Raw genomic sequence first — 16,771 nt, 5'->3', positions numbered from 1 at the left:
GGCGCTGGCCGGCGACGCCGGCGGGGCGGCCGGGCCGGCACTCGCCGGCGGTCTCGCCGAAGCCGCCCAGGGGCCGCTGGCCGGGATCGCCGGGCTGCTGCCCGCCGACGGAGGTTCCGGGCTCCGGACGGCGCTGCTGCTCTGCATGCTCATTCCGACGGTCTTCGCCGTCACGGTGTGGCGGTTCAACCGGCGTCCGGCGTCGGTCTCGGCGGGTTCCGGGGGCGGTCAGCGCTGAATCAGGTCGGCGGCATCCGGCCACAGCGCCGGGACGTCGGCGACGAAGGCCCGGACCAGCTTCTCGGCACCCTCCAGCGCCGAGAGTTCGTTGCGGGCGATGGCGGCCTCGACACCGTCGCGGGACGCCCGCACCTGCGGCGAGGCCCGGACACCGTCCAGCACCTCGCCCTCGACCAGCGACCACAGCCACTCGATCTGCTGCCGGGCCCGGCGCGGCTCCAGGCCGCCGTTGTCCTGCAGGTAGGCGCGGTGGTCGAGCACCGCCTGCCACACCTCGTCCAGCCCCTTGCCGGTGAGCGCCGAGCTGGTCAGCACCGGCGGACGGCGGGCGTGCGGGTCGGAGCTGATCAGCTTCATCGCGATGGTCAGTTCGCGGGCGGTCACCCGGGCCTCGCCCTCGTGGTCGCCGTCGGCCTTGTTCACGGTGATCACGTCGGCCATCTCGAGGATGCCGCGCTTGATGCCCTGCAGCTGGTCGCCGGCGCGGGCCAGCGCGATCAGCAGGAAGGTATCCACCATGCCGGCCACCGCGACCTCGGACTGCCCCACCCCGACGGTCTCCACCAGCACCACGTCGAAGCCGGCGGCCTCCATCACGATCATCGACTCCCGGGTGGCCCGGGCGACTCCGCCCAGGTGTCCGCCGGAGGGTGAAGGCCGCACGTAGGCGCTGTCGGAGGCGGCCAGGGCCGCCATCCGCGTCCGGTCGCCGAGGATGGAGCCGCCGGTGCGCGAGGACGACGGGTCGACGGCCAGCACCGCGATCCGATGCCCGTCCTCGATCAGCCGGACGCCGAGCGCGTCGATGAAGGTGGACTTGCCCGCCCCCGGCACCCCGGTGATGCCGACCCGCACCGACCGTCCGCTGAACGGCCCGAGCAGCCGCAACAACTCCTTGGCCTGCTCCCGGTGGTCCGGACGCGACGACTCCAACAGGGTGATCGACCGCGCGATGTGCGGCCGCGACCCCTCCCGGACCCGCTCCGCCAACTCAGCGGGACTCAACCTACGCATGTACCCACCCTTTCAAAGTCAGGAAGCCCATGGGCCATGGGACGCCGGGGACGGTTCTCATCGGTCCACATCGGGCGTTTGGGACGAAAGGAACCGTCCCCCGCGTCCCACAGGTAGTACCAGTGGGACGAAAGGAACCGTCCCCGGCGTCCCACGGCGGCGCAGCCGCCCAAGTCCGGAACCCCAGCAGTCACCGGTCGGCGCCGTCCCTCATCGCGTCGCACCCATCCGGCTCGGCCACGACGGCCGGAGACCAGCACAACCTCACACTTCGGCGCCCAGGTGGTCGAGCAGCTTGTGCAACAACTCGATCGCGGCGACCGGGATCACCGTGCCGGGCGGGTAGATCGCGTCGGCTCCGGCGGCCCGCAGCTCGTCGAAGTCCTGCGCCGGGATCACCCCGCCGACCACGATCATCATGTCCTGCCGGCCCAGCGCGTCCAGTTCGCCGCGCAGCGCGGGCACCAGGGTCAAGTGGCCGGCGGCCAGCGACGACACCCCGACGACGTGGACGTCGGCCTCGACCGCCTGCCGGGCGACCTCACCGGGCGTCTGGAACAGCGGGCCGACGTCGACGTCGAAGCCGAGGTCGGCGAACGCCGTCGAAATCACCTTCTGGCCGCGGTCGTGGCCGTCCTGGCCCATCTTGGCGACCAGGATGCGGGGACGCCGGCCCTCGAGCTTCTCGAACTCGGCGACCAGTTCCCTGGCCTCCTCCACGCCCCGGGATTCTCCGGTCTCGCTGCGGTACACCCCACTGATGGTACGGATCTGCGCGGTGAACCGGCCGAACTGCGACTCCAGCGCGCTGGAGATCTCACCGACGGACGCCTGGGCGCGGGCCGCGTCGATGCTCAGCTTGAGCAGGTTGCGGTCCGGATCGCTGGGATCCGGGTTCGCCGCCGCCCAGGTGAGCCGCTCCAGGGCCGCCTTGGCCGCCTCCGGGTCACGCTCGGCCCGGAGCCGCTCCAGCTTGGCGATCTGCTCGGCGCGCACCGACTTGTTGTCGATCTTCAGCACCTCCGGCGGCTCATCGTTCTCGACGATGTACTTGTTGACGCCGATCAGCGGCTGGCGTCCGGAGTCGATCCGGGCCTGGGTGCGCGCGGCGGCCTCCTCGATGCGCATCTTCGGGATGCCCGCCTCGATCGCCTTGGCCATGCCGCCGGCCGCCTCGACCTCGGAGATGTGACCCCAGGCCTTGTTCGCCAGCTCGTAGGTGAGCCGCTCCACGTAGGCCGAGCCGGCCCACGGGTCGACCACCCGGCAGGTGCCCGACTCCTGCTGGATGAACAGCTGGGTGTTGCGGGCGATCCGCGCCGAGAAGTCGGTCGGCAGCGCGATCGCCTCGTCCAGCGCGTTGGTGTGCAGCGACTGGGTGTGCCCCTGGGTGGCGGCCATCGCCTCCAAGCAGGTGCGGGCCACGTTGTTGAACACGTCCTGCGCGGTCAGCGACCAGCCGGACGTCTGCGAATGCGTCCGCAGCGACATCGACTTGGGGTTCTTCGGGCCGAACTGGCGGACCAGCCGGGCCCAGAGCAGCCGGGCGGCGCGGAATTTGGCGACCTCCATGAAGAAGTTCATCCCGACCGCCCAGAAGAACGACAGCCGCGGGGCGAACTGGTCCACCTTCAGCCCGACCGATTCGCCGGCCCGGATGTACTCGACGCCGTCGGCCAGGGTGTAGGCCATCTCGATGTCAGCGGTCGCCCCGGCCTCCTGCATGTGGTAGCCGGAGATCGAGATCGAGTTGAACTTGGGCATGTTCGCCGAAGTGAACGCGAAGATGTCGGAGATGATCCGCATCGACGGCGCCGGCGGGTAGATGTAGGTGTTGCGGACCATGAACTCCTTGAGGATGTCGTTCTGGATGGTCCCGGCCAGCTGCGCCGGCTGCACCCCCTGCTCCTCGGCGGCCACCACGTACAGGGCCAACACCGGCAGCACCGCGCCGTTCATGGTCATCGAGACCGACATCTGGTCCAGCGGGATGCCAGCGAACAACTGCCGCATGTCCAGGATCGAGTCGACCGCGACACCGGCCATCCCGACGTCGCCGGTGACCCGCGGATGGTCGGAGTCGTAGCCGCGGTGGGTGGCCAGGTCGAACGCGATCGACAGGCCCTTCTGGCCGGCGGCCAGGTTGCGCCGGTAGAAGGCGTTCGACTCCTGTGCGGTGGAGAAGCCGGCGTACTGCCGGATGGTCCACGGCTGGTTGACGTACATGGTGGCGTACGGGCCGCGCAGGAACGGCGGGATGCCCGGATAGGTGTTCAGGAAGTCCAGGCCCTGGTAGGCGGTGGAGTCGTAGACCGGGGGCACCAGGATGTGCTCCGGGGTCTCCCACGCGTCGGCGTAGGACGGCGCCGGCGCGATCAGGCTGGCCCACTGCTGCGCGGAATCGGCCGGGGGCAGGTCGCCGCCCAACGCGACACTGTCGAAACGCGGAATGCTCACCGGTCAACTCCCAACTCGTCCAGGGTGCCGGCCAGGAAGCCGGCGACGTCCATGCCGTCGAAGATCTCGCCGTCGATCACGTCGGCGGCGTTCTCGGCGCCGGTCTCGGTGCGGCGTCCGGCGATCAGCACCGTCGCCACCCCGGCGTCCTTCAGTGCGGTCGCGACCTCGACGGCCTGCGCCGCGTACACCTTCGCCGACGAGCACAGGATCACCGTCTTCGCACCGGCGGCCCGCACCTGCTCGACGATTTCGTCCGTCGTCCCGCCCTCGCTGGACGGACGCTCGATGCCGGCGACCAGCAACACGTTGGAGGTGAACTGCTCGCGGGGCCCGAAGTCGCGCCGGGCGCCCAGGCAGGCCAGGAACACCTGCGGCTTGCTGGTGGCGGCGGCGACCCGGTCGCGCAGCGCCTCGAACACCTCGCTGTCACGCCGCGGCACCAGCCCGCCGAACACCGGACGCTCCGGCCGGGGCCGGACCTCCAGCGGCTGCTCGTTGCTGCCGGGGAACATCGACACGCCGGTGATCGGCTGCCGCCGGTTGGCCAGCCGGACGCCGCGGGCGGCGACGGTGCTGCCGATCCAGTCGGCCACCCGGCCGTCGGCCAGCGCGGCGGCCATCCCGCCGGCGGCCTCGATCTCGCCGAACCGGGCCCAGGCCCGTCCGGCCAGCTGATCGGTGAGGCTCTCCACGTACCAGGAGCCGCCGGCCGGGTCGGCGACCCGGCCCAGGTTGGACTCCTCGGCGGCCAGCAACTGGATGTTGCGCGCCATCCGGCGGGAGAAGTCGGTGGGCAGGCCCCAGGCGGTGTCGTGCGGCAGCACGGTGACCGATTCGGCGCCGCCGACGGACGCCGCGAAGGTCGCGATGGTGCCGCGCAGCAGGTTGACCCACGGGTCGTCGCGGGTGATCATCCGCCACGACGTGACGGCCAGCTGGAGGGCGCCGCGCCGCTGCGCGGGCACCCCGCTGACCTCGCCGACCCGGGCCCAGAGCCGGCGCAGGGCGCGCAGCCGGGCGATGGTCATGAACTGGTCGGTGTTGGCCGGCACCCGGAAGGCCAGCTCACCGAAGGCGTCCGCCGGCGCGATGCCGACCGCCTCCAGGTCGCGCAGGTACTCCACGCCGGTGGCGATGGCGAAGGCGAGCACGTCCACGTCGCCGGCGCCCGCGTCGTCGTAGACCAGCGAGTCGACGGCGACGGCGCGGGCCTTGGGGAACTCGGCCAGCGCCGTGGCGACCCATTCCCGCTGCGCGGTGTAGTCGGGGGCAGCGCCGGTGCGGGCGGCCTGGCCGAGGGCGTCCAGCCCCAGGTTGCCGGCGACCTGGGCGGACTGTCCGCTGGCCCGCCAGAACTCGGCGAGCGCGGACGCCGCGGCGTCCTGCTCGGTGCGGCTGGACACCGAGATGGGGGCGAGTTCGGGAAGCACGCCGGCGAGCACCGTGGGCAGTGCGGCGGGGGCGATGGCGTCCGAATCCACCCGCAGCCACAGCGACGTGGCGCCCCGGGTCAGGTCGGCCAGCACGGCGGCGCTGCTGAACCCGGCGTCCGGGTCCTCGTGCAGGGCGCAGATGTCCCAGGCGTGGATGGTGCCGTCGCGCAGCGTGGAGCCGCGAGTGAACGGGCTCACCGCCGGGTGGCCGAGGTCTCGGCCCTTCGCTCGGCTTTCCTTGGTGTACAGCGGGTCGATGACGAGGTCGTCCACGGTCGTCGTGGTGAGCCGCTTCATCGCCTGCTCGATGGAGAGTTCCTTGCCCTCGGGACGGCGCCGGTTGAGCACCTTGAGGACTTCTGTCTCCCAGTCCTGGCGACTCGGCGCGACGAAGTCGCCGGCCAGGGTGAGCGGGGATTCGGTCATACTACGGAGCGTAGTATTCGTTCCCGGATCCTGCCGACCGTCGGTCGAAAAGGTTCGACTGCTGAGCCCCGTGGTCTCGTGATGCGGAACGCTGCCGATGCTCGGCGGCGCTGCGACGCCTTCGATCGGCCGCGTCAGCTCACCTGGCGGACCAGCGCCTCGGCGGAGGCGATCATCCGCAGCGTCTCCCACTCCCAGTCGGGTTCCTGGCCGCGGAACGGCCCGGTGGCCAGCGAGATGATCACCGCCGCGGCCCGCAGCCGCAGCTCGGTCGGGTCGACCCGGGTGTCGAACACCGGCACCCAGGCCCGGATCAGCCCGTGCACCCGGGCCTCCTGGGCGGGGCTCATCCGCTGGATGGTGGACAGGTGCGCGATCAGGCAGGCCAGGTCGTCGGCGCGGCGTCCGGGCCCGACCGTGTCGACGTCCAGGATGCCGACGATGCGTCCGTTCTCGACGTGCACCTGGCCCTCGTGGAAGTCGCCATGGGTGGGTTCGTTGCCGAGCGGGACGGACGCCAGCCCGCTGGTGATCTGCTCGGTCAGCCAGGCCAGTTTGCCGGCGGCACCGGGCACCGCGGCGGTGACCATCTGCGCGTAGTGCGCCACCGCGTCCGACCAGGGCGGCCGGCGCTCCAGGTGGGTGACGCTCATCGGCATGGCGTCCAGCAGGTGGATGAGCTGTTCGGCGGTGCACGGCGCCGCGGGGTCGAAGATCGCCTGGGCCAGCGGACGGCCGGGCACGTTGCGCAACAGCAACAGCGCGTCGTGGGTGGTGGCGGCCACCTCGGGAGCCGGGACGTGGGCCGCCAGCAGCACCTCGTGGCGCCGGACGACGTCGGCGAAGACCCGCTCCCGCAGCACCTTGCAGTAGAGCGTGGTGGACGCCTGGCCGCCCGGCCGGGAGACGTCGACCCGGAGCACCGCCCGGCGCCGCGGCCGATAGCCGATCATCCGCAGCCGCACCTGGTCGGCGGCGACCGGGCCGCCCAGCACGTCGTGCTCGGTGAGGATCTCGGCCATCCGTTCGGTGTAGGCGGCCCGGGCCAGACCGGGCAGGTCGGGATCGTTGGGGTAGATCCAGACCGCCACCTCGCGGTCGCCGTCGGCGAAGATCTCGGCCCGACTGTCGGACGGGACGGGTCCGCCGGCCCGAGCGCTCACCCCGAGCAGCTCGGCGCGCTCGCCGTAGGGCCAGGACACGGTCGCCGAATAGGTGGCGGTGGTGGACTGCTGCGGGTTGGCGTCCACATGGTCCAGCGCCCAGCCGAGCAGGGTGCCGCCGGCGTGCTCGACGGCCGCTCCCAGCAGCTCACCGACCTCGGGCGAGGTGAGCAGCCGGGACCCGTCCGGGTCGTCCTGGGGCACTGCACACCTCCTTGTCCGCGCGCTCCGACGGACGTAGGTTACTCAGCCTCCGGCACCGTGCCGAGCCGACGCAGCCGCAGGCGCGCCGCACGGCGTCCGTCCAGTTCGGTGACGGTGAACTCGAACTGCTCGGCACCGGTCTCGGACGCCTCCACCGGCTCCAGCTGCACCTCGATGGTCTCGCCCACCTCGGGCAGGTGACCCAGGTGCGCCATCACGAAACCGGCCACCGTGTCGTAGGGGCCCTCGGGCAGCACGTAGCCGTAGTCCTCGCCGAACTCCTCGAGGGTCTCCAGCCCGTCGATCTCGGCGCTCGAGGGCGAATCGCCCGCATGGTCCGAGGGTTGGTCGAACTCGTCGGAGATGTCGCCGACCAGTTCTTCCACCAGGTCCTCCATGGTGACGATGCCGGCGGTGCCGCCGTACTCGTCGCGGACGATCACCAGGTGCGCGTTCGCGGAGCGCATCTCGGACAGCGCACGGAGGATCTTCATGGTGTGCGGCAGCGACACCACCGGCCGGACCAGCTGCCCCACGGGGGCGTTGCGGGCGGCCGGGTCGAGGTCGAACAGGTCGCGGACGTGGACGAAGCCGAGGACGTCGTCGACGTCCTCGCCGATCACCGGATAGCGGCTGTGCGGCTGCTCGTGGAAGCTGCGGATCGCCTTGTGAGCGGGCAGATCACCGGACAGGAAGTCGACCTCGGTGCGGGGCACCATGGCCTCCCGCAGGCTGACCTGGCCGGCCGCGAAGACCTCGTCGACGATCTGCCGCTCCTCGTCACCCAAGGTGGACGACGAGGTCACCATGGCCCGCAGCTCCTCGTCGGTGACCTCCTCGCGGGAGGCCTTCGGATCGCCGCCCAACACCCGGACCAGGGCGTTGGTGGAGATGCCGAGGAACCAGATCACCGGACGCGCCAGGGTGGCGATCGCGTTCACCAGCGGCGCCAGGCCCATGGCGAAGCTCTCCGCGCTCTGCATCGCCAGCCGCTTCGCGGTGAGCTCGCCGATGACGATGGAGAAGTAGGAGATGATCGCGGTGATGGTGACCAGGGCGAGCGGCCCGGCGACGTTCTCGTGGACACCCCAGCCGATCAGCACCGCCGACATCGGCTCTTCCAGGGTGGCGCCGCCGAAAGCGGCGGACAGGAAGCCCGACAAGGTGACGCCGATCTGCACCGCGGAGAGGAAGCGGTTCGGCTCGGCGGCCAGATTGGCCACCGTGCGACCTCGCTTGCCCCGGGTGGAGAGCTGCTTCACCTGGCTCTCGCGCAGCGACACCAGCGCCATCTCTGCCGCAGCGAAAACGCCGCCGACAACGATGAACAGGAGGATCAGCAGGATATTGCTGACGATCGGGTTCATCGGATCCTTTCACTCTGGGAGGGCCCAGCCTATCGGTTGCCTGCACGGCACCCGATCGGCCGGGCTCCCGCCCGCGATGAAGGTCTGGTGACGCCCTCCCGGCTACTTCGCCCGATAGTGCGTGCGGACCGTCGCCGCGCTCAGCACCGAGGGATAGATGGCCACCTCGTCCACCGACCCGGCGAAGTAGGAACTGCTGCTCCTGCCCCAGGTCTGGCCGCCGCCCAGCCGCCAGAAACCGGTGAAGGTGGCGGGCTTCGTCGCCTTCTTCTTCCCGACCAGCACCGAATCCACGTACAACCGGATGTACTTCGAGTCCTGGGTGGCGACCACATGGTGCCACGCACCGTCCCGATAGGCCTTCTTGCTGGTCAGGGTGGTCTTGCCCTCGCTGCCCACCGCGAAGCTGAGCTTTCCGGAGTTCTGCAGGTAGACCATGCGGTCGTGCTTGCCGTCGAGACCGGTGGCGACACTGCTGAACCCGGCGATCTGGCCGCCCCGCTTGGTGGTGGTCTTGAACCAGAACTCCACCGAATAGGGGCCGGGCGCCGTCCAGGGCTGCTTCGCCGCGATCAGGCCCGCGGAGCCGTCGAAGGCGGCCGCCGGGCTGCCCTTGAGCACACCCCCGACACCGCGTTCGATGGACGGGCTGGCGCTCGCCACGCCGGTCGCGCCGGCACCGGAGGAGTCGACCACCGTGCCGGTCCGCTCGTCCAGCCGCCAGAAGACGTCCGGCTTGTTGGCGTTCACCGCTCCCGGATAGCCGCCGCGCGCCGCCGGCGTCCAGGACCCCTGGCGTCCGCTGGTCACGATCCGCGCCTGGATCTCGGTCAACGACAGCGCCCGGTTGTAGACCGCGACCTCGTCGATCAGGCCGACCAGTCCCTGATCGGAGGGCCGGCTGGCCAGCCCCGCGGTCTGGTCGGCGCCGATCCGCCAGTAGCCCAGATAGGCCTTGGTCTTGTAGTACCGCTGGTCGCGGGCCACCCGGACGCCGTCGACGAACAGCTGCAGGCCCTGACGATCGACGGTGCCGACCACGTGGTGCCACTGGTCGTCGTTGATCGCGGTCTCCCCGCCGACGGTGCGGACCGATCCGTCGTTGATCATGAAGTGCGGACGGCCCGAGTCGTCGAGATAGAGCTGCCGATCGGTGCGTCCACCACGGGCGGTGGACGCCGAGTTGTGGCCGAAGCCGACGATCCGGCCACCCCGCGTGCTGGTCGTCTTGACCCACGCCTCTACGGTCACCGAGGTCGGCGCCTTCTCGGCGTCGGAGGTGGTCACCTTGCCGGTCGCCGTGCCCCGGTACGACCCGTTGGGCTCGTTCAGTGCGCCGGCCTGCCCGGTCACCTCACCGACGTTCTCGCCGTGCGCGTCGCCGACGCTGTCCACGGCCCTGGCCCCGGTGGTCTCGCCGAGTCGCCACAGGTGGGCCACCTTGGCGGTGGAGCGGACCAGGGCGGCATAGGCCGAGTCCGGTGGCGGGGCCACCGTGACATACCCGGACCAGCCGGAGAACTGGCTGTTGCCGTCGGCGTCCCGCGCCCTGATCTGGTACCGCACCCGGCTACCGGGTTCGGCGGTGGAATCGGTGAACACGTAGGCGGGCAGCTTCCAGAAATCGCCGTCGCTGCGGGATATCGTGCCGACCTTCTCACCGGAGTTGCGGAGGATGTCGTATTCCAGGGTGTCGCTGTCGCGGTCCCACATGGCACCGAATATCACCCGGACGGCGCCGGAGTCGTCCACCGAGACGACCGGATCGGCCCCGGCGTTGTAGCTGGGCCGCAGCCCCTTCGAGGCCGGCCGTTTCGTGAAGCGCACCAGGCCCTGCTGCGCCACCCCGTTGACCGCCGGGAACTCGCCGCCGAGGGCGATGTACTCGGAATTGCCGACCACCGACCAGGCCGCCTGGGTCATCCCGGTGTAGCTGCCGAACGACAGCTGCGGCCACCACTGCAACTGGCCGGAGTAGCTCAGCCCGGTGAAATTCCAGCCGTAAGCGTTCTTCGCGGTGATCTTGCCCACCGGTTCGGTGCGCTCGGCCACCGCATTCATCCACCGGCTGCGCGGGTTGGTGTCGGTGAAACCGCCGATCGCCTCGCAATCGTGATGATGCCCCACCGAGTACAGCACGCCCCCGATCGGGAAGGTGTCGTAGGTGTCGCCCAGGCAGTCGTTGACCCAGCGGATCGCTCCGGTCTTGGGATTCGCGGCGAAGGTGCCTTCGAATTTGGCGCCCTTGCCGTAGGAATAGCCGCCGCCGTAGATCGCCTTGCCGTCGGTGGACAGCGTGGTGATCGCGCCCTTCAGGCCGGCCGTGCGGATGCGCTTATTGGCGGCCCAGGCCAGCGTCTTGCCGTTCTTGGCGTCGATCGCACCCATCCCGTAGGCGGCCTTGGAGTTGATCGTGGTGAACGAGCCGCCGGCGATGATCCGCGATTTGTCGGGCGCCGCCACCATCGCCATCACCTGGCCGTCCGGATCGCCCTTGGGCTTCCAGCTGCTCAGCTTTCCGGTGGTCACGCTGTAGGACGCGAACAGCGAGCGTGCCTCGCCGGCGACGGTGCGGAAATTCCCTCCCGCATAGACCGTGTTGCCGATGAAGGCGAGCGCCCGGACAGGTCCGTTGGCCCGCCCGTCGAAACTGGTCAGCTGACCGGTCTTGGTGTCGAAGGCGGCCAGGTGCTGGCGGGACTGCCCGTCCACCTGGGTGAAGTCGCCGCCGACGAAGACCTGGCTGCCGTCCGCACTGGCCCGGATCACCAGGCCCTGAGCGTTCAGTGAATGGTCGAACGGGATCCGGTCGCCGGTGGTGATGTCATAGGCGAAGATGTTCTGCGCCGGCACCTCCTGCCAGCTGCCCGCCGCGGTGCCCGGCGGGCGGGCCTTGGTGAACGAGCCGGTCACGTAGACGGTCTTCCCGACCAGGGCCTGACTCCACACCACCCCGTTGAGCTGCCAGGTGGGCAGCCCCTCCGCGGTCACGGTCTCGGGATCGCGCGGTGCGGCGTCCGCCGGAGCGGCCGGACCGCTGGTCCACACCCCGGCCGCCAGCACGGTGGCGGTGGCCGCCGCGACGAGCCGGGTGAACCGGGATCGGCGTCTCGCCTCCCCTCCACGGGCATGCCGAGTAAACCGTTCAACCCTCATAGCGTTCCCCTCCCGAGTCCGCTCACAGTCGATTGCCACGAGGGACCGGACCACGCGCCGGCACCGCTGCCGACGTCCCCGATGCGGTACACCGCCCTCTTGGGGCATACAGAGTACAGAACCCACCTGTGAAGCCCTTCGGCACCGTGGACGGACCGGACCGTCCACTAGGGTGACGGCGTGCCTCCTTCGCCCGCCGCCCGGTTCACCTTCGCGAAGGGCAATGCGGCGAAGCTGGCCGCTCTTCCCCGCTACGCCGTCGGCAGCGTGCGCAGCCGCTTCGTCCGGCGCGATCCGCGATTGTGGGTGTTCGGCAGCGCGTTCGGCCTGGCCGACGGGGCATTGGCGCTGCTCAGGGCGGCCCGCCGGATCGATCCCGAATTGCGGCTGGTCTGGCTGGTCGGCAACGCCGAGCAGGCTCGGCGGGCTCGCGCCCTGGGGTTGGAGTCGGCGGCCAAGGACTCCTCGGCGGGCTTCGACCTGACCGCGTCCGCCGGGGTGATCGCGGTGACCCACGGCTTCGGCGACGTCAACCGCTATGCCCTGAGCGGGGCGACCATCGCCCAGCTGTGGCACGGGTCGCCGATGAAGAAGCTGCACGCCGACTCCCCGGCGGCGTTGTCGCTGGGCCCGCTGAACCGTTTCGGGCTGGCCCGCGCCGCCATCCGCGAGGCCTACCGGCGCGGCACCCGGCGGATCAGCCTGCTGCCGGTGGCCGCCGACGTCTTCGTCCCGTTCATGTGCAGCGCCTTCGACCTCGCGCCGCGGCAGGTGCGGGTGCTCGGCGAGCCGCGCACCGACGTGCTGTTCCGGGGCAGCCCGGCCGGCCGCCGGGCGGCCGCCCGCGAGCTGCTGGAGCGCCGGGTGCCCGGACTGGTCGGACGCCGGGCGATCCTCTACGCCCCGACCTGGCGCGACGGCGAACCCGACCCGGGCGTCCCCACCGAGCGCCAGTGGCGCCGCATCGACGCCTTCTGCGCGGCCACCGACAGCGTGCTGCTGGTTCGCCCGCACCCGCTCGGCGTCGGCTCCTACAGCCACAGCTCCCGGCACGTCCGGCTGATCCCGCCGAGTGTGCTGCCGGAGTCGATGCCGCTGCTGTGGGGCGTCGACACGCTGATCACCGACTACTCGTCGATGGCCTTCGACTACGCCGTCACCGGGGGGCCGATGCTGTTCCTGGCTCCCGACCTGGAGCACTACGCGAGCACCCGCGGGCTGTATCTGGACTATCCGACGGTGACCGGCGGACGCTGGGAGCAGGACTGGGACGGTGTGCTGGACGTCCTGGAGCTACTGGACGCCGACGCCACCGCCCGCCGCCGAGCCGAGGAGAACAGCGCCGCCTTGGCCGCGCTGGCGCACCGTCACACCGACGGGCGCAACGCCGAACGGGTGGCCCGTCACCTGCTCGACGTCACCGCTTCGTGACCCGCGAGGTGTCGACGGTGGCCTCCGCCCCGACGAACAGGCCGCGCAGGAACCCGGCCCCCCAGGACAGGTGCATGATGCCCAGCACGGCGACGTTCAGCAGCCACTCGGGCACCCCGGCGGCGCCCAGCGACCGGGCCGAGACCGCGGCCAGCCCCCCGGCGTAGGCGACCGGCGCGGCATAGATCAGGCTCGCCACCGTGGCCGGCCGGCCCCGCAGCACCCCGGCCAGCTGAGCCACCGCGACCAGTCCGGACGCCGCCAGCGCCGCGACCACCACCGGCGGGGCGAGGTACTTCAGCTGGGTGGTGCGCTGCTCCCGAACCAGGTGCCCGCGCCATACCCCGGTGGCGAACATCTGCCGCCGCAGCGTCCTGGGGGTGGCCCGCGGCCAGTAGGTGACGGCGACGTCCGGGGTGTACCAGATCAGGTGGCCGGCGGCCAGGATCCGCGAGTTCAGCTCCCAGTCCTCGGCCCGCCGCAGCGTCTCGTTGTAGCCGCCCACCTCGTCCAGCACCTCACGGCGGAACACGCCGAGATAGGCGCTGTCGGACGGCCCGGCCTTCTTGGCGCCGTGGTACTGCCCGCCGCCCAGCCCCCACGGCGAGTTGTAGGCCCGGGCCACCGCGGACTGGAACGGGGTGCGGCCCTTGGCGTGCATCACACCGCCGACGTTGACCGCCCCGGTGTCGTTCAGCAGGTCGACCATGGTGCGGGTGTAGCCGGCGGGCAGTTCGGCGTGGGCGTCCACCCGGACCACGATCGGGTGCCGGCTGGCCTCGATCGCCCGGTTGAGCCCGACCGGGATGTCGTTGTGCGGGTTGTCGACCAGCGTGATCCGGTCGTCGGCGGCGGCCAATTCGCGGGCGATCGCGGTGGTGTTGTCGGTGGAGGTGCCGAGCGCCAGCACCAGTTCGGCCTCGCCGGGGTACTCCTGCGACAGCACCGCGGCGACGGCGGCGGCAAGATATCCCTCCTCGTTCAACACCGGCATCACGTAGGAGACCGCGGGATACTCGCTCACCCGGCGAGGCTATCGTGCGGGTCATCGGCTGCCCCAATGCCACGTCGGCCGGCTCAGCAGTCCCTGGCCCTCCAGCTGGGTCTCGCCGTACGGCTTCACCAGTTCGTGATGCAGTGCACCGGCACCGGTGAGCGCCGCGACCAGCGGCCGGGCGTGCGTGACGACCACCAGCTGGCTGCGTTCGGCGGCCCGCACCATCAGCCGGGTGAGCGCCGGCAGCAGATCGGGATGCAGCGACGTCTCGGGTTCGTTGAGCACCATCAGCCCGGGCGGGCGGGGGCTGAACAGCGCGGCGGCCAGCAGCAGATAGCGCAGTGTGCCGTCGGAGAGTTCCCGACCGCTGAGCGGACGCAGCATGCCGGGCTGTTCCAGTTGGATCTCGAAGCCTCCGCCGTAGTCGGCGACGATCACCTCGGTGCCGTCGAAGGCGTCCGCGATCGCCTCTCGGAAAGGCTGCTCCCAGGCCGATTCCAGAATGGTGGCCACGGCGGGGGCCAGGTCGTGCCCGTCACCCGCCAGGATCTCGGTGCGGGTGCCGACCTGGGGCCGGCGCGCCGGGGCGTCCGGGTCGACCCGGAAGCTGTCGTAGAACCGCCAGCCGCGCACCACGTCGCGGATCGCGGTGACCTCCGGCCGGTGGATCGGGTCGACCAGCTCGTCCAGCACGCTGGTCCAAGGCGGCAGCGCGATCTCGATGTGCCCGGTGCTCCGGTTGGAGGCTCGTCCGGCCTCGGCGGCGGCGCGGACGCCGCGGGCCGTCCGTTCGAACAGGGTGGCCGCCGGGCGCAGCACCGGCCCGGCCCAGATCAGCTCGCGCTTGATCACCGGGTCGCGGGCGAAGACGGTGTTGCCCGGCACCGGCAGGCCGACGTCGATCAGATAGCTCAGCTCGTCGGCGGTGAAGCCGAGCTGCAGGCTGATCGGCGCCTTGCGCGAGCCGGTGCCCTGGACCGGCACCTCGCCCCGACGCATCGCGCCGCTGATCCGCTCCGGCCCGGCCCACAGCACCGACGACAGTCCCCCGGCCGCCGCGATCGAGCCGATGAACCGTCCGGACGCGGTGTCGGCCAGCAACTGGAAGGCCCGGTAGAGGTTGGACTTGCCGACCCCGTTCGCGCCGGTCACCACGGTCAGCCGGTCCAACGGCAGGACCACGTCGCGCAACGATCGGTAACCATGGACGGCCAACGTGCTGATCATGGCGCGAGCCTATGGATCGGCTCCGACACTTCCCGGTGCCCCGTCCCCGCGCTCGCCTAACTATTTCGGGCTCGCTGAATTCAGCGAGCCCGAAATAGTTAGGCGAGCGTTCGGTGGGGAGTCCGGCCTTTCCTGAAGCACACTCCAGGGCGGAGACTGGGCGCATGACCTCTTCCGGCGCCACCATCTCCGAGGCGGCGGACGCCCTCGGGCTGACCACCGACACGCTGCGCTACTACGAGCGGGACGACCTGCTGCTGCGCGCGGTGCCCCGAGAACCCAACGGGCACCGCCGTTATCAGGACAGCGACCTGCGCTGGATCGAATTGGTCACCCGACTACGCGCGACGGGCATGCCGATCCGTGACATCCGGCGGTACGCAGCCCTGGTCAGGGACGGTGGCGGCAACGAGACCGAACGGCTCGAGCTGCTCCGTGCCCACCGGCAACGGGTGCTCACCCAACTCGCCGCGGTGACCGCCAATCTGGCCGCGATCGACCACAAGATCGCCATCTACGACGACCGGCTGGAACAGCGTTCACTCTCCGCTTGACCTGGAGCGCGCTCGAAGGTGTTGGCTGACTTCATGAGCACACAGATCCCCACCCGGACGCTCGGCTCCGCCGACGCCGCGCTGACCGTCTCCGCCCTCGGCCTGGGCTGCATGGGCATGTCGGAGTTCTACGGAACGCCCGACCACGACGGCGGGCTCACGACGATCCGCCGCGCCCTCGACCTCGGCGTCAGCTTCTTGGACACCGCCGACATGTACGGCCCGTTCACCAACGAGAAACTGGTCGGCGAGGCGATCCACGGACGCCGTGCCGAGATCCAGCTGGCCACGAAGTTCGGCAACGAGCGGCTCCCGGACGGCACCCGGCTCGGCGTCAACGGACGCCCCGAGTACGTCCGCGCCGCCTGCGACGCGTCGCTGCAGCGGCTCGGCGTCGACCACATCGACCTCTACTACCAGCACCGGGTCGACTTCACCGTGCCCATCGAGGAGACCGTGGGCGCTATGAGGGGCCTGGTCGAGGCCGGAAAGGTGCGTTTCCTGGGGTTGTCGGAGGCTGCTCCGGAGACGATCCGGCGCGCCCACGCGGTGCATTCGATCACCGCCGTGCAGACCGAGTACTCGCTGTTCACCCGCGATGTCGAGGACGCCGTGCTGCCCACGCTGCGCGAGCTCGGCATCGGGTTGGTGCCCTACTCGCCGTTGGGTCGCGGCCTGCTCACCGGCGCGGTCAGTTCCGCGTCGCTGGCGTCCGGTGACAGCCGCAGCACCGCCTACTTCCCCCGCTTCCAGGGCGAGGCACTGGAAGCGAACCTGCGGCTCGTCGACCGGGTGCGAGCGCTGGCCGCTGAACGCGACTGCACACCGGGGCAGCTGGCGCTGGCCTGGGTGCTCGCCCAGGGCGACGACATCGTGCCGATCCCCGGCACCAAGCGCGTCCGCTACCTGGAGGAGAACGTCGGCGCGCTCGCCGTCTCCCTGACGCCGGACGATGTGGCCGCGCTCACCGCCGCCGTCCCCCGGGACGCCGTCGCCGGCGCGCGGTACGGCGATATGAGCACCATCGACGGCTGAGGAACCGCTGATCTTTCGCTGGTCGAGCTTGTCGAGACCCCGCTGGCAAGGAGGTCTCGACAAG

Annotated in this window: 12 protein-coding genes and 1 pseudogene; 5 read left to right on the top strand and 8 right to left on the bottom strand. The window is 70.9% G+C overall.

Going from position 1 to position 16,771, the window contains the following annotated elements; all coding sequences use genetic code 11:
- Positions 1–238, top strand: a pseudogene (locus QM582_RS19235) (hypothetical protein); the annotation flags it as partial.
- On the opposite strand, the gene meaB reads toward QM582_RS19235, so the two are convergent.
- From meaB to QM582_RS19205, 6 genes are all read right to left on the bottom strand, one after another.
- Positions 229–1,254, bottom strand: a complete 1,026-nt coding sequence (gene meaB / locus QM582_RS19230; RefSeq protein ID WP_415087160.1) for a methylmalonyl Co-A mutase-associated GTPase MeaB — start codon at positions 1,252–1,254, stop codon at positions 229–231. The pseudogene QM582_RS19235 and the gene meaB sit on opposite strands and share 10 nt — an antisense overlap.
- A 264-nt stretch (positions 1,255–1,518) precedes the next feature.
- A complete protein-coding gene (gene scpA / locus QM582_RS19225) occupies positions 1,519–3,711 on the bottom strand; it encodes a methylmalonyl-CoA mutase (RefSeq protein WP_415087158.1) in 2,193 nt (730 codons plus the stop codon).
- Positions 3,708–5,573 carry a methylmalonyl-CoA mutase family protein gene (locus QM582_RS19220; protein ID WP_415087157.1) on the bottom strand — a complete coding sequence of 622 codons (1,866 nt, stop codon included), beginning with the start codon at positions 5,571–5,573 and terminating at the stop codon, positions 3,708–3,710. Before QM582_RS19220 ends, scpA begins: the two co-directional genes overlap by 4 nt.
- A gap of 134 nt (positions 5,574–5,707) precedes the next feature.
- The gene (locus tag QM582_RS19215; protein ID WP_415087156.1) at positions 5,708–6,940 is read right to left on the bottom strand and encodes an aminoglycoside phosphotransferase family protein; all 1,233 of its coding nucleotides are present in this window, start codon (positions 6,938–6,940) and stop codon (positions 5,708–5,710) included.
- A 38-nt stretch (positions 6,941–6,978) separates the two neighbouring features.
- Complete coding sequence (locus tag QM582_RS19210) at positions 6,979–8,307, bottom strand: hemolysin family protein (protein WP_415087155.1); 1,329 nt, start codon at positions 8,305–8,307, stop codon at positions 6,979–6,981.
- A gap of 102 nt (positions 8,308–8,409) precedes the next feature.
- Complete coding sequence (locus tag QM582_RS19205; RefSeq protein ID WP_415087153.1) at positions 8,410–11,463, bottom strand: LamG domain-containing protein; 3,054 nt, start codon at positions 11,461–11,463, stop codon at positions 8,410–8,412.
- Positions 11,464–11,643: 180 nt separating this feature from the next.
- Between QM582_RS19205 and QM582_RS19200 the strand changes: the two genes are divergently transcribed.
- Positions 11,644–12,894 (top strand): CDP-glycerol glycerophosphotransferase family protein, encoded by a 1,251-nt coding sequence (locus QM582_RS19200; RefSeq protein ID WP_415087151.1) that lies wholly within the window; start codon positions 11,644–11,646, stop codon positions 12,892–12,894.
- On the opposite strand, the gene QM582_RS19195 is transcribed toward QM582_RS19200, so the two are convergent.
- Together QM582_RS19195 and QM582_RS19190 are read right to left on the bottom strand one after the other, a co-directional pair.
- Positions 12,881–13,918, bottom strand: coding sequence for a glycosyltransferase family 2 protein (locus tag QM582_RS19195; protein WP_415087149.1), 1,038 nt, complete (start codon positions 13,916–13,918; stop codon positions 12,881–12,883). The genes QM582_RS19200 and QM582_RS19195 overlap by 14 nt on opposite strands.
- Before the next feature lie 21 nt (positions 13,919–13,939).
- Positions 13,940–15,118, bottom strand: a complete 1,179-nt coding sequence (locus QM582_RS19190) for an AAA family ATPase (protein WP_415087147.1) — start codon at positions 15,116–15,118, stop codon at positions 13,940–13,942.
- Between QM582_RS19190 and QM582_RS19185 the strand changes: the two genes are divergently transcribed.
- From QM582_RS19185 to QM582_RS19175, 3 genes are read left to right on the top strand one after another with little or no spacing between them, the layout of a single operon-like run.
- Entirely contained in the window at positions 15,117–15,254 is a 138-nt protein-coding gene (locus QM582_RS19185) for a hypothetical protein (RefSeq protein WP_415087145.1), read from the top strand. The genes QM582_RS19190 and QM582_RS19185 overlap by 2 nt on opposite strands.
- A gap of 28 nt (positions 15,255–15,282) precedes the next feature.
- Complete coding sequence (locus QM582_RS19180; protein WP_415087143.1) at positions 15,283–15,672, top strand: MerR family transcriptional regulator; 390 nt, start codon at positions 15,283–15,285, stop codon at positions 15,670–15,672.
- A gap of 33 nt (positions 15,673–15,705) precedes the next feature.
- The gene (locus QM582_RS19175) at positions 15,706–16,707 is read left to right on the top strand and encodes an aldo/keto reductase (protein WP_415087141.1); all 1,002 of its coding nucleotides are present in this window, start codon (positions 15,706–15,708) and stop codon (positions 16,705–16,707) included.
- The last annotated feature ends 64 nt before the right edge of the window (positions 16,708–16,771 follow it).

Source organism: Micropruina sp. (assembly GCF_047607385.1).
Classification (GTDB): Bacteria; Actinomycetota; Actinomycetes; order Propionibacteriales; family Propionibacteriaceae; genus Micropruina.
Note: the sequence above shows the minus strand (reverse complement) of the source record. Positions and strands in the feature narration are given on the sequence as shown.

What these genes read in the sequence shown, in the direction of transcription:
- QM582_RS19220 (WP_415087157.1), bottom strand. Translation starts at nt 5,573, where the DNA reads ATGACCGAATCCCCGCTCACCCTGGCCGGCGACTTCGTCGCGCCGAGT.
- meaB (WP_415087160.1), bottom strand. Translation starts at nt 1,254, where the DNA reads ATGCGTAGGTTGAGTCCCGCTGAGTTGGCGGAGCGGGTCCGGGAGGGG.
- QM582_RS19210 (WP_415087155.1), bottom strand. Translation starts at nt 8,307, where the DNA reads ATGAACCCGATCGTCAGCAATATCCTGCTGATCCTCCTGTTCATCGTT.
- QM582_RS19205 (WP_415087153.1), bottom strand. Translation starts at nt 11,463, where the DNA reads ATGAGGGTTGAACGGTTTACTCGGCATGCCCGTGGAGGGGAGGCGAGA.
- QM582_RS19185 (WP_415087145.1), top strand. Translation starts at nt 15,117, where the DNA reads ATGGCGCGAGCCTATGGATCGGCTCCGACACTTCCCGGTGCCCCGTCC.
- QM582_RS19175 (WP_415087141.1), top strand. Translation starts at nt 15,706, where the DNA reads ATGAGCACACAGATCCCCACCCGGACGCTCGGCTCCGCCGACGCCGCG.
- QM582_RS19190 (WP_415087147.1), bottom strand. Translation starts at nt 15,118, where the DNA reads ATGATCAGCACGTTGGCCGTCCATGGTTACCGATCGTTGCGCGACGTG.
- QM582_RS19180 (WP_415087143.1), top strand. Translation starts at nt 15,283, where the DNA reads ATGACCTCTTCCGGCGCCACCATCTCCGAGGCGGCGGACGCCCTCGGG.